A 13536-nucleotide genomic window follows, 5' to 3' on the forward strand; every position below is an offset into this window, starting at 1 on the left:
CATGGCGAAGCAGTGGCGTCTTGTCGGTCTGAGTCTGTTGCTGTCGTTGCTGGGCACGAATGCAGCGCTGGCCACGCAGACCGGTTCCTGGTCCGGCAGCGGCAGCAGCCGCAGCAGCAATACTGGCGGCAATGTCACCTCGGTAACGTTGAATGCCGTGTCAGGCAACGGTAATCAGAGCCGTTGGAGTCTGGATGGCAACAGCACCTTGCTGGCGCCGGGATCGGGTTACTATGTCCCAGATCTCGAAGGCGATAGCTCATTTATTCTCACGTTTGAGCCGGGCAATAATGGCAATAATACTTCGCGACGTGTGACCTTTACGTTTTCTAATCCGGTCACAGACCCCGTCCTGCACATCGACCGGTTGGGTGGATATTCCGGGAGTAACACCAACTCGGCAGGCTGGACGCTGAATGTCGGCGCCTCCGATGGTGCGACATCGCTGACAAAGATTGCCGGCGTATCACACTTGACTGTTGATAATGGTGGCAGCCGTTTTCGCGGTTCCTTCAACCAGAGCCCGGGCGGTGGCTGGGATGGCGAGTGCCGCACCAGTTATACCTCCGGCGCTGCCTGCGGCAGCATTCGTGTCAATGGCACCTTCACGGTGCTCGCATTTGATGTGCAAATGCTCGGCCCGGTGGGCTCGGGCGATGCGGTCGAGCTGGCGTTTTCTTTCAACCAGGATCTCGGCGACGCACCACAAACCTTCGGCCGTGCGATCCACGCGATTCCGCAGGCCAACGACCGTTATCTCGGCGCGGTCGCACCGGATGACGACCCGTCCGGCAACGAATACTCCAGCGCCGCCACCGGCGACGGGGCCGACGAGGATCTGGTGCTGCCGGCGTTCTATCCCGGCGTCACACAGACGGTGGTGCTGCCGGTGGTGGAACCGGTCACCGGCTCGTCCTATTTGCAGGCCTGGATCGACTGGAACGGCAACGGCAGTTTTAACAGCGGCGAACAGGTGGCGAGCAATGTCGTGAATAACGGCGCCGGCGACCTGGACAACGACCCGAACACCATCACGCTCGACATTACGCCACCCAACGGCATCGCCGCCGGTGCGCGCATTTCACGCTGGCGCTGGTCCACCGCCAGTGGCCTGAGTGCGACGGCGGCGGCCGGCAATGGTGAAGTGGAAGATCACAGCATCGTGATCGCCGACCGCATGTGTAACGCCAGCGCCAGCCAGGGCATGGTGATCGGCGGCACCGCGAACATGGATGCCGGCTCCTACCAGATCACACTGACCGAAGACACCGGCAACCAGGCCGGCGCCGCCTGGTCGCAGGATCGTATTTCGCTGGCGCTGCCGTTCACGATGGAATTCGCCGTGTATCTCGGCACCAAAGACAGCAGCGGCGCCGACGGTATTGCATTCGCGTTTCACAATGACCCCGGCGGCAATACCGTGACCGGCATCTACGGTGGCGCGCTCGGCGTGGGCGGGCTGGCACCGGCGGTGGCTATCGAGTTCGATACCTATCAGAACGGCAGCGGCTACGGCGACATCGCCAACGACCACACCTCGATTTATAACCCGGTGAACTACACCGACAACGCCGGCGGCGGCAATCTTTATTCGCCCGTGTACGACCTCGGCAATATCGAGGACGGTGAGTGGCACGACGTGCGTATTGTCTGGGACCCGATCACCAAGACGCTGCAATACTATTTCGACAACGTGCTGGTCACGACACTGAATCGCGGTCTGGTAGCAAGCGATTTCGACGACGACCCGAACGTCTATTACGGTTTTACCGGGTCCACCGGCGGCTCCAGCAACCTGCAGAAAGCCTGCCTGATTGCCGTACCGGACCAGGTGCAGGTGGACTATGGCGACGCCCCGGAAAGCTTCGGCAATCCGTCCCATGCCATCGTCAGTGGCATTCAGCTCGGGGCCGGTATTTCCGCCGAGGCCACCGGCTATGACGATGTGCTGGCCGCTGCCGATGACTTCGATGATGGCGTGATCTTCCCGGCCTTCCTGCCGGGGCTGGACGACATTGTGGTCAGCGTGCAGGGCACAGACGGCTATCTGCAAGGCTGGATCGACTGGAATCAGAACGGTGTGTTCGACGAACCGGCGGAACGCATCGCCACCGACCTGCAGGACACGGATAACAACGGCGAGATACGCATCAGCATTCCGGATGCCCCGCCGGGCGCGGCGAGTGGCAACACCTACGCGCGTTTCCGCTGGTCCACCACCGCCGGCCTGGGGCCCACCGGCGGCGCCTCGGATGGCGAGGTGGAGGATTATCGCCTCAACATCCGCCCCACCATTCTCTGCCCCACCGGCAGCAGCCTGACCGGCGGTGGCATCGCCAGCGGCGGCGACGGCCCGTACCGCGACGCAGTGTACTGGCTCGACTGGGCCTGTGCCGGCACCAGCGTGTTCACCGCGAACAGTTACGTCATCAAGACCTGGCAGTTCGGGCCGGTGGAAATCCGCGCCCGGCTGCATGAAATTTCCCATTCCGTGCAGGTCTACAACACCGGCGACTGGACCGGCGATCTGCTCGACGATCTGTATCAGGGCGTGAATCCGATTGGCCTGGCCAATGCGGTCAGCGGTGAAGCACCGACATTCCGCGTGGACTGGGAAGTGTTGCTGGACGGCCAGCCGATTCCGGCGGACATCATTGTCGCCGATGCGGAAGACACCGACGACGGCGAGTACCTGGAATTTGAAACCGATGGCGGCCCGTGGGAAGTGTTCGCCGTGGCCAGCCAGACCAACGACCTGAGCGCACAGTTCGATGCCGGCGGCCAGACCATGCGCCTGGCGTCGCTGCCGGGCGACGGCGGCGGTAGCCTGCTGGCGCTGACGCAGAACACCAGCGTCACCCGTCACGTGGTCGCCGGCAGCGGCCACCAGGCGATGGCGTTCGGTGTGTTCGTGCAGGTGGACCATGGCGACATCGCGTTCGGTTACCCGCAGAGCGGTGGCCACCTGTCCCGCCGTGTGGCCACCGGTGGCGGCAAGCCGACCAGCGCCACCGACGTGCGCAGCCTGACGCTGGCAACGCTGGGTGCGGCAATGCCGTACCTGGGCGAGATTCCGCCGTCACCGGAAGACGAAGACCAGAATTCCCCGGACGCCGACGCCGACGGCGTGGAAGAAGACGGCGTGACCTTCCCGACGCTGATGCCCGGTGAACCGGCCACGATCCGCATCCAGCTCACCGAAGACAACGTCGGCGAGGCGTACGTGCAGGGCTGGATCGACTGGCAGCGCGACGGCGGCTTTGCCGAACCGATGGATCAGGTGGCGCTGAACCTGCGCGACAACGGCCCGCTGGACAACGACCCGGCACCGGGCTGGATCAGCCTGGACCTGACCGTGCCGGCGAATGCCTACATCGGCGACACCTACGCCCGTTTCCGTGTGTCCACCACGCCGGATGTCGGCGTTGGTCCGATGGTGGTGTTCGACGGCGAAGTGGAAGATTACAAGATCCTGATTTCCCAGCAGGCCGCCGCCGGCGTGCTGAGTGGCCGGGTATTCAATGACACCGGCGCGGGCGGCAATGCACATGATGGCCTGCAGTCCGCACAGGAAAGCGGCGTGCCCGGCGTGCTGGTGCAACTGCTGCATGATCTCGACAGCAGCGGCACCTGCGACGCGAACGACGCTGTGCTGGCCAGCGCCATCACCGATGGAGAAGGCCGCTGGCGCCTGCAGCCGGCACTGGCCGATGTCGGCCTGGCTGCCTGCATCCATGTACAGACGCCGGCCAGCCATTTGCTGGTCAGTGAAAACGATGGCGGGCACCCGCTCAGCAATGCGCAACCCGATGACGGCCGCATGGCGCTGACCGTGCAGCCGTTCGGCACCGACTGGGACAACATCCTGTTTGGGCTGGCACCGCGTGCGACCTTTGCGCCGGACCAGCTCGGCAATGTACTGCCGGGGGCCAGCATCCTGTATCCGCATCGCTACACCGCCGGCACCGAAGGCACGCTGAGTTTCCAGTGGCTGAATGCGCACGCTGCACCGGACACACCGGGCTGGTCGACACAGCTTTACCGCGATCTCGATTGCGATGGTGCCGTGAATGGTGCGGATGCCTTGCTGACCGGCCCACAGCCGGTATCGCCGGGCGAGGTGGTGTGCCTGCTCGCGCACGTCTTTTCGCCGGCGGACGCGCCGCTGGGCGCGCAACACAGCGTGCAGTTGCAGGCGCAACTGGTGCTCGCCAACAGCAGCCTGAACGATACCGCGCTTGTCACCGACCTGACGCGCGTGCTGCCCGGCCAGCTGGTGCTGGAAAAGCGCGTGCGCAATATCGGCCCGGACGGCATTGCCGGCAGCGGCGATGACGTGGACGCGGTCGATAACCTGAGCAACCAGGCATTGCCGGGTGATGTCCTGCGTTATCGCATTCTGTTCCGCAACGCGGGTGTGCAGGCCCTCGACCAGGTACGCATCCACGATGCCACGCCAGCGTTCACGGCGCTGGCCGCCGCTGCGGCCTGCCCGGCGCAGTTGCCGCCGGGGCTCAGTGGCTGTGTGCTGCTGACGCCGGAAGGCGCCAACGGCAGTGGCTACGAAGGCAGCCTGCAATGGCAATTCACCGGCGCATTGCCCGCCGGGGCCACGGGAGAGGTCCGCTACGATGTGCGTGTGGCGGACTGACGGGGGGCGGAATTGATTCGCCTGCTGTGTGGCCTGGTATTACTGCTGTGGATGTCGGATGGCCCGCTGGCCGCTACGCCGGCGCTGAACGCAGACACGCTGCAGGTGCCGTTGCGTGGCGTGATGACGGTGCTGCACGATGCCGATGGCGAGCTGTCGCTGGCCGACGTGTCGGCGCCTGCGTTGGCGTCGCGTTTCACGCCTGTGAGCGGCGACTTCCATGGCGGCTTCAATCGCGTGGGTGCGTTCTGGTTGCACACGCCGCTGCATGTCCCGCCCGGCGAATCCCCGGAATGGTGGCTGGTGCTGCAGGCGCCCTGGGTGTCCTTGCTGGATGTCTACATCACCCGGCAGGGCAGTGCCGAACCGGTGTGGCAACGGCACACCGGTCTGGCGCGGCCACCGGAAAGCCGTGACCTGCGTGTCGGGGTGATCGCATTGCGTACACCGCTGCCACCGGGCGACTACGCCCTCTGGATGCGTCTTGCCGGTGATCGCGCCCTGAGCCTGGAGGCGTCGTTCTGGCAATTGCAGCCGTTTGTCGAAGCACACATCCGCCAGGAAGGCATCCTGCTCAACACGCTCGGCATGATGCTGCTGATGGCGGTGATTGGCCTGACCTTCGGCATTCATCTGCGCGACGGCAGCCTGATCTGGTACGGCATCTATGTTGCTGGCGTGGTCTGCACGTCACTGGGCGCCACTGGCCTGATCAGTCTGGTGTTGCCGGATACACCGGAGCTGGCGGCGCGCATCAGCGGCGTGGCGATCTGTGTCAGCATTCTTGGTGCCACGCGGGTAGCGGTGCGCATTTTCACCATGGTGCGCTGGTTGCCGCGCGTCAGTTTCCTGCTCAATACGATGGGCTCGCTGGCCGGCCTTGGTGCCGTGCTGTCGATGTTCGGCCTGTACGACCAGATCGTCGGTGTCGTCAATGTGCTGGCGATGATTGTCTGTGTCACCGGCACCGGCGCAGCCTATTACGTGACGCGGCGGCACCCGACGCCAGACGTGGTGCTGTATTTTCTCGGCATGGCGCTGTACGCCATCCTGCAAATGGTGATCGGCCTGCGTTTTTTCAATCTGTACGACAGCGAGCTGATCAGCGGCTGGGTACAGGAACTGATGCGCACCGGCCATGTGTTTCTGGTGCTGCTTGGCATGGCGGTGAAAATTACCTCGCTGCGACGTGTGGAACGGGAAGCGGAACGGGAACGGCTGAAACTGGCCAGCGACATGCAGGCCAGCCTGGAACGGCAGGTGACCGAACGCACCCGGGAACTCAACGGCGAATTGCAGGCACGCCGCGCGGTGGAAAAAAAACTCAGCGAGACACTGAGCGAACAGCGCTCGTTCCTGGCCATGGTGTCGCATGAATTCCGCACGCCGCTGACGGTGATCAATCTGGTCGCCTACAACATCGGCCATCGCCACGCCGACAATCCCCAGACACTGGAAGACATTGCGCGGGTGGAGCGTGCCAATCAGCGTCTGGTCAGCCTGGTGGATGCCTGCCTGAGTAATGAATGGCTCGACAACGCGACCATGCAGGTCAATTGCAGCAACCGCAACCTGGCACCCATGCTGGCTGAGCTGTGCGAGCAGCGACGCATCGTGACGGGCCGGAAAATTGAGCTGGTGCTGCCGGACGGGCCAGTGTTCGTGTATATCGACGCGGCGCTGGTGCAGGTGGTGTTCGATAACCTGATCGGCAATGCCATTAAATATTCCCCGCCGCATGCGCCCATCCATGTGCTGGCACACCGGTTTTCCAGCGGAGCGGTGGAAGTGGTGGTCAGTGACCGTGGCCCCGGTATTCCCGCCAACGAACGCACGCGGGTCTTCGAGCGTTACTACCGTTCGCCCACAGTGCTCAGCCATGCCGGTATCGGCCTCGGCCTGCACATCGTGCGCCGTATCGTGATGTTGCATGGCGGTGATGTGTGGGTGGATGGCACCTATACCGCCGGTGCGCGCTTCGTGGTCCGTTTCCCGCCGGTCACCGCGATGCAGGTGGAGCAGCAGGGAGCGCTGCACTGATCTGGTGCAGCGAGTCGGCGCAGATGAACAATGCTGACGCGGCCGGTTTGGCGATATCATTATGATATTGTCCGGGGGTGTTCTGAGGATTCACGACGTGTATCGGGGCTTGCGCCGGCATTGGCCGGGGGGGTGGTTGTGGCTGTGCCTGTGTGGTCTGGGTTACCCCGCGACCGTCCCGGCCGCGCCGTTACCCCCGGTGACGCTGGAACGTGCCGCCGGGGAAGTGCCGTTGAGCGGTCACCTGTCGATGTTCTTCGATCGCGGCGCCCACTACACCCTTGACGATATCCTCTCGCCGGCCACCGCGCCGGCCTTCACGCCCCTCGATGATGGCCTGTTTGGCGGCTTTACCCGGCGCAGCGCCTTCTGGCTCCAGTCCCGGCTGCGTGTGCCGCCCGGCGATGCCGGCGAATGGTGGCTGGTCATCAACGCCCCCTGGGTCGAAGACCTGCAGGTCTGGATCACCCCGGCGGGCAGCGCCGAGGTGCTCTGGCAGCGCCACAGCGGGATACTGGCGCCGCTCTCCAGCCGGGACATGGACATCTCCCTGGTTGCCCTGCGCACTGAACTGCCAGCCGGCGAATACCAGCTGTGGATGCGTGCCGCCGGGGAGCGCGCGATCAGTGTGCAGGCCAGTTTCTGGCAACTGCAGGCGCTGGCGGAATCGCGTTCCCGGATCGAGGGGCTGCTGCTGAGTCTGTTCGGCATGATGTTGCTGATGGTGTTCATCGGCCTGTTGCTGGGCTGGCGCCTGAACGACCGTGGCATGGTCTGGTATGGCGTCTATGTGTTCGGAATGATGATCAGCGGCATGTCGGCCAATGGCATGGTGGCCTCGCTGTTACTGCCTGAACATCCGCTGGTGAGTAGCCGCCTGAGTGCCGTGGCGATCTGCTTTTCCATGATTACCGCCTCGCGGGTCGCGGTGCACATGTTCAGCCTGCAGCAGCGTGCACCACGGCTGGCGATGCTGATCATCGGCCTGGGGCTGTTTGGTGTGCCCGGCATGTTGCTGGCGGTGGCCGGTTACTATGGATTGATCGCGCCGGTGGTGAATGCCATCGGGCTGGTGGGCGGTTTGCTGGTGGCGGGTACCGTCTGCTGGTCGGTGCAGCGGCACTTTTCGGTCGAATCCCTGTTGTATGTGTCCGCCGTGGTGCTCTACGCCATCCCGGTGTCGATGGCCATCCTGCAATTCTTCGGCGTGATTGGCGGCACCGCGCTGTCGCCACTGGTCTACCAGAGCATGGCGGTGAGCCATGTGTTCATGGTGCTGCTGGGCATGGCGGTGCGGATCAGTTCACTGCGCAAGATCGAGCGCGAAGCGGAACTGGAACGCCTGCGCATGGCGGGCGAGATGCGCATCCTGCTGGAGCAGCAGGTGACTGAACGTACCTGGGCGCTGCACGCCGAACTGAAGGCGCGCCGCAACGCCGAGCGCAAGCTCAACGACATGCTCACCGAACAGCGCTCGTTCCTGGCCATGGTGTCGCATGAATTCCGCACGCCGCTGACGGTGATGAACCTGGTCGCCTACAACATCGGCCGCCGCCACGATGACAACGATGAGACCCGCGAGGACGTGGCGCGTGTGGCGCGCGCCAACGAACGCCTGGTCGGGCTGGTGGACGCCTGCCTGAGCAACGAATGGCTTGACAGTGCCGAAATGCGCATCCGCACCGAGTGGCAGGACCTGGCGCCGATGCTGCGCGAACTGTGCGAACAGCGCCGCATCGCCGCCGGCCGCGAGATCATCCTGACGCTGCCGGAGGCGCCGGTACGGGTGGCGATTGACACCGCCCTGGTGCAGGTGGTGTTCGACAACCTGCTCGGCAATGCCATCAAGTACTCACTGCCGCACACGCCGATCAGCGTTTCAGTGCGTCAACTGGCCAGCGGCGCGGTGGAAGTGTCGGTCAGCGACCAGGGGCCTGGCATTCTTCCTGCCGAGCAGGCGCAGATATTCGACCGCTACTACCGTTCCCCTTCGGTGCTCAGCCACACCGGCATCGGCCTGGGGCTGCATATCGTGCGCCGCGTCGTCACCCTGCACGGCGGCAGTGTGTGGCTGGACCCGCACTACCGGCAGGGGGCCCGCTTTATCGTGCGCTTCCCGCCGCCGGCGGCGGAAAACCTGCCCGCGTTCAGCGACGCCAGCCCGGCCTGAGCCGCCCCGGCGGTTTTGTCGCCACCGCTGCCGGTCTATACTGCGGCCCGCACTGTGTTGAGGCCCTGTATGAACCCGCTGGACGAAATCCGTAAACGGCGCACCTTCGCCATCATCTCCCACCCGGACGCCGGTAAGACCACCATTACCGAGAAGCTGCTGCTGTACGGCAACCAGATCCAGATGGCGGGCACGGTGAAAGGCAAGAAATCCGGCCGCCATGCCACCTCCGACTGGATGGAGATGGAGAAAGAGCGGGGCATCTCCGTCACCACCTCGGTCATGCAGTTTCCCTACCGGGGCGCCATGGTCAATCTGCTGGACACCCCGGGCCACGCCGATTTCTCCGAGGACACCTACCGCACCCTGACGGCGGTGGATGCCGCGCTGATGGTGATCGATGCCGCCAAGGGCGTGGAAGAACGCACCATCAAGCTGATGGAAGTGTGCCGCCTGCGCGATACCCCGATCCTCACCTTCATCAACAAGCTCGACCGCGACGTGCGTGAGCCGATCGAAGTGCTGGACGAGATCGAGGACGTGCTGAAAATCGAGTGTGCCCCGGTCACCTGGCCGATCGGCATGGGCAAGGCGTTCAAGGGCGTCTACAACCTGCTGACCGACACCACCGTGCTGTACCAGACCGGCCAGGGCCACACCATCCAGGCCGTGCGCGAGATCAAGGGCCTCGACAATCCTGAACTGGACGCCGCCGTCGGCAGCTACGCCGATGAGCTGCGCGAAGCGCTGGAACTGGTGCGCGGTGCCAGCCACGAATTCAATCTGGAACGCTTCCTCGCCGGCAAACTGACGCCGGTTTTCTTCGGCACGGCACTGGGCAACTTCGGCGTCGACCATATGCTCAATGGCCTGGTGGAGTGGGCGCCTGCGCCGCAGCACCGTGTGGCCGTGGAACGCACCGTGGAAGCGACTGAGCCGAAGTTCACCGGCTTCGTGTTCAAGATCCAGGCCAACATGGACCCGAAACACCGTGACCGCATCGCCTTCCTGCGCATCTGTTCCGGCCGTTATGAAAAAGGCATCAAACTGAAACAGTGCCGCACCGGCAAAGACATGCGCATCGCTGACGCACTGACCTTCCTGGCCGGTGAACGTGAAAACGTGGACGAAGCCTTTGCCGGCGACATCATCGGCCTGCACAACCATGGCACCATCCAGATCGGCGATACCTTTACCGAAGGCGAGACATTGCAGTTCACCGGCATCCCGCACTTCGCGCCGGAACTGTTCCGGCGTGTGGTGCTGCGCGATCCGCTGAAGAGCAAACAGCTGCACAAGGGACTGACGCAGCTGGCGGAGGAGGGCGCCACGCAGGTGTTCTTCCCGCTGCGCAACAATGACGTGATTCTTGGCGCCGTGGGCACGCTGCAATTTGACGTGGTGGCGCATCGCCTCAAGCACGAGTACGGCGTCGAGTGCGGCTATGACGTGGTCAACGTCGCCACCGCCCGCTGGGTGGAAGCCGCCACCGGCCGGGAGCTGGAAAAATTCCGCGACAAGGCCTACGACAACCTGGCGCTGGACGGCGCGGGACACCTCACCTATCTGGCACCGACACGGGTCAACCTGGAACTGGCGAAAGAGCGCCATCCGGATATCCGTTTCCGCGAAACACGGGAAATCTGACATGAGTGAATTACCCGCCTGCCCGCAGTGCGCCTCCGCCTACGCTTACGAAGACCGCAACCTGCTGGTGTGCCCGGAATGTGGCCACGAATGGTCCGCCTCGGGTGAGGCTGCTGTGCAGGATGAGAAAGTGATCCGTGATGCCAATGGCAATCCGCTTGCCGACGGTGATACGGTGACGGTCATCAAGGACCTCAAGGTCAAGGGTTCCTCGCTGGTGGTCAAAGTCGGTACCCGGGTCAAGAACATCCGCCTGGTCGATGGCGATCACGATATCGACTGCAAGATCGACGGCATCGGGCCCATGAAGCTGAAATCGGAATTTGTCAGGAAAGCGTGACGGACACCGGAGCGAAGCCGTCACCTTTCAGGAGGAAACGGGCATGGCATTCAAACCGGACGGCTACACCAGCGTTGCACCGTATCTTGTCCTGCAGGACGCGCAGGGCACCATCGATTTTCTGGTCAAGGTATTTGCCGCCGAGCGGCTGCGCATTGTGCGTCGCGACGACGACACCATCCTGCACGGCGAAGTGCGTATCGATGACACCGTGATCATGCTGGCCGACGGCCAGAAAGACTGGCCGGCGATCCACAGCCATGTCCATATCTATGTGCGTGACGTGGATGATGTCTACGCGCGCGCCATCGCTGCCGGCGCGGAATCCGTGCAGGCACCGATGCAGAAAAAAGACCCGGACCGGCGCGGCGGTTTTCGCGATGCGGGTGGCACCACCTGGTGGGTGGCGCAGCAGACGAAATGATGTCACTTTGACAGCCTTTGATCGGCCGGCCCGATCCTGTAAAAAGCCTCCTGATAAAATATCGTGGTCTGGTCTGGGCGGTGTGCTGCGTTCAAACACGTTATACCCGATTCTCCGAGTGTGCGGTGTCGACGTGTGTTCGGGGCTGCCGATTGCGCTGAACAGGCGTGAAAAATAAAAGAATGGCCGATGGCCTGATATTGTCCTCTCTGATCTGGGGTAACTTGATGAAAAATGCCGTAACAGCCTTGCTGTTGGTGCTGGGGTTGTCTGCCAGCACTGTTTCCACTGCCGATTTCTATATCGGTATTAACCATTTGAATATGAACTACGATGAGGGCGGCTTCGAAACCCTGCGTCCAAAGGCGTTCAATGTTAGGTTGGGCAGCCATGTGAATGAAAACCTGGCGCTTGAGTTTCGCCTGGGCAGTGGTACTTCGGAAGATACCGTGAGGCTCGACTCCGTCACGGAGATGGAGCTTGAAATTGAGCAGTTAATGGGGGTCTATGGACGTCTTCTGTTGCCTGTCAATGAACGTTTGGCCTTTTATGGCCTGCTTGGCTTGACTCGCGCAAAGCTTGAGGCACGGGGCATTGATATGTGGGCGCCCAGTGTTGTGAAGGTATCGGATACCGAGACGGATATTTCCCTGGGCCTGGGCCTGGATGTGATGCTTGGCGGTAATATCTTTGCCAATGTGGAATATGTGCTGCTGCAAAGTGATGATGCCTATGATCTGGATGCAGTATCGCTCGGTCTGGGGTATCGTTTCTGAACTTCAGCACTTGCAGCCAAGGAGAGAGTCTAGTGAAACGTGGAGTTCTGATACTCATGATGGGTGCCACCGTCTTGCCGGCCGTGGCCATGGCCAACCAGCATTCCTATGTGGGCGTGCAGTTCTCGCAGGTGGAATACAAGGAAAGCGGCGTACCGGATGTCGAGCCGACGGCGATCGCCATCAAGGCTGGCGCGCAGCTGAGCGACTATCTGGCGGTGGAGGCCCGTGTGGGCTTTGGCGCCGGTGATGATTCGGCCAGCGAGGGTCCGGCCAAACTGACCATCGAGGTGGATAACTACATCAGCGCCTACATCAAGCCGACCATGCCGCTGGGCGAACGCTTCTCGGTGTATGCGCTGGCGGGCGTCACCCGCTCCAAGATCAAGGGCGAGATCACCGGTGTTGTGCCGGCAACGTCGGACACGGATTCACAGACCGATCTCTCCTATGGCGTGGGCGCCGACCTGAACCTGAGCACCAACAGCTTCGTGTCGGTGGAATATGCCCGCCTGCTCAACGGTGACGACTATGACCTGGACGCGCTGTCAGTGGGCCTGGGTTTCCGCTTCTGATCCTGCCAGCCAGTCATTATCAGGAAGGCGCCGCGAGGCGCCTTTTCTGTTTCTGCCATATACCCCCCTGAATCAGGGTATTGCTCCGCCCCCGGAATGTGGCAGCGTCGCTGGGCGGGCAGGGGCCCGCATGGAAGACATGTCATTCAAGGAGGGTTCACCATGAACACAGCCACTGCACCGCAATGGTTTGACGCCGACACCTGGCAACAGGTCACGGATACCCAGTCGCGCTACGCCGACCAGCAACCGCCCGCCGCCGAGGCGGAACCGGAGGGGCGCATCGGCACGGCCTCTGTGCATGAACCTGAGGCATTTGCCCTCACTGTGCCGGGTGTGACCAACACCTGTGGGCAGGCCGCCGCCGCCAGCATTATCAAATGCTGGGGCAAGAACCGTCACGGCAGTGACGAGGCGCTGATGCAGCACCTGTGCAGCAAGTACCCGCCGGATCTGTTCGGCGGCGGTGCGGGTACCAGCCCGTGGCGTATCATCGAGATGCTCAAGGACCACGGCCTGCGCGCAGGCAGCACCTTTATCGAGCCGTGGCTGCCGGGCGGTTTCATGAACCCGGCCAACCAGCCGGCCTGGCACGCACACCGTCATGCTGTGGAAGAGTCCTGGATCAATGCCGGTTACCCCGCGATCATCCTCGCTGATTCCGGGCTGGTGGGGCACAGCCAGGGATGGAGCGCGCACTGGCTGGTGTATCACCGCAGCGGCGGCGGGCAGGCATCGTTGTGCAACATGTTTGGCGCCAACAACCGCTACATTAAGGGCACATTGCCGTCGTCGAAGTTGCATGAAGCCTGGGAGGTGCGTTTCCTGCCGGTGCCGCTGATGCGTTTTCACACCATTCTTATCCAGCCCTGAGAGGCGGGCGGCGCGGGCCTGCCCGCGTCGCCCATTCTGT

The 13536-nt window shown here is 62.9% G+C and carries 9 protein-coding genes; all 9 read left to right on the forward strand.

Annotation, left to right across the window (positions count from 1 at the left end; all coding sequences use genetic code 11):
- Position 1 precedes the first annotated feature (1 nt).
- The 9 genes from S7S_RS05160 (at position 2) to S7S_RS05200 (ending at position 13496) form a co-directional block, all read left to right on the forward strand.
- Positions 2 to 4651: a CshA/CshB family fibrillar adhesin-related protein gene (locus S7S_RS05160; RefSeq protein WP_169745550.1), complete on the forward strand. Its 4650-nt coding sequence runs from the start codon at positions 2 to 4 to the stop codon at positions 4649 to 4651.
- 12 nt (positions 4652 to 4663) lie between these two features.
- Complete coding sequence (locus S7S_RS05165) at positions 4664 to 6691, forward strand: sensor histidine kinase (RefSeq protein ID WP_008737379.1); 2028 nt, start codon at positions 4664 to 4666, stop codon at positions 6689 to 6691.
- A 97-nt stretch (positions 6692 to 6788) separates the two neighbouring features.
- Positions 6789 to 8861, forward strand: a complete 2073-nt coding sequence (locus S7S_RS05170; RefSeq protein WP_169745551.1) for a sensor histidine kinase — start codon at positions 6789 to 6791, stop codon at positions 8859 to 8861.
- Positions 8862 to 8930: 69 nt separating this feature from the next.
- On the forward strand, positions 8931 to 10508 hold the full coding sequence (gene prfC / locus S7S_RS05175) for a peptide chain release factor 3 (protein WP_008737382.1): 1578 nt from the start codon (positions 8931 to 8933) through the stop codon (positions 10506 to 10508).
- A 1-nt stretch (position 10509) separates the two neighbouring features.
- Positions 10510 to 10848, forward strand: coding sequence for a zinc ribbon domain-containing protein YjdM (locus S7S_RS05180; protein WP_008737384.1), 339 nt, complete (start codon positions 10510 to 10512; stop codon positions 10846 to 10848).
- Positions 10849 to 10891: 43 nt separating this feature from the next.
- Positions 10892 to 11272, forward strand: a complete 381-nt coding sequence (locus S7S_RS05185; protein ID WP_008737385.1) for a VOC family protein — start codon at positions 10892 to 10894, stop codon at positions 11270 to 11272.
- A 182-nt stretch (positions 11273 to 11454) separates the two neighbouring features.
- Positions 11455 to 12048 carry a porin family protein gene (locus S7S_RS05190; protein WP_008737387.1) on the forward strand — a complete coding sequence of 198 codons (594 nt, stop codon included), beginning with the start codon at positions 11455 to 11457 and terminating at the stop codon, positions 12046 to 12048.
- 32 nt (positions 12049 to 12080) lie between these two features.
- Positions 12081 to 12623: a porin family protein gene (locus S7S_RS05195; protein WP_144401600.1), complete on the forward strand. Its 543-nt coding sequence runs from the start codon at positions 12081 to 12083 to the stop codon at positions 12621 to 12623.
- A gap of 162 nt (positions 12624 to 12785) precedes the next feature.
- Entirely contained in the window at positions 12786 to 13496 is a 711-nt protein-coding gene (locus tag S7S_RS05200) for a hypothetical protein (protein WP_008737390.1), read from the forward strand.
- Positions 13497 to 13536 lie beyond the last annotated feature (40 nt).

The organism is Isoalcanivorax pacificus W11-5, assembly GCF_000299335.2.
GTDB lineage: Bacteria > Pseudomonadota > Gammaproteobacteria > Pseudomonadales > Alcanivoracaceae > Isoalcanivorax > Isoalcanivorax pacificus.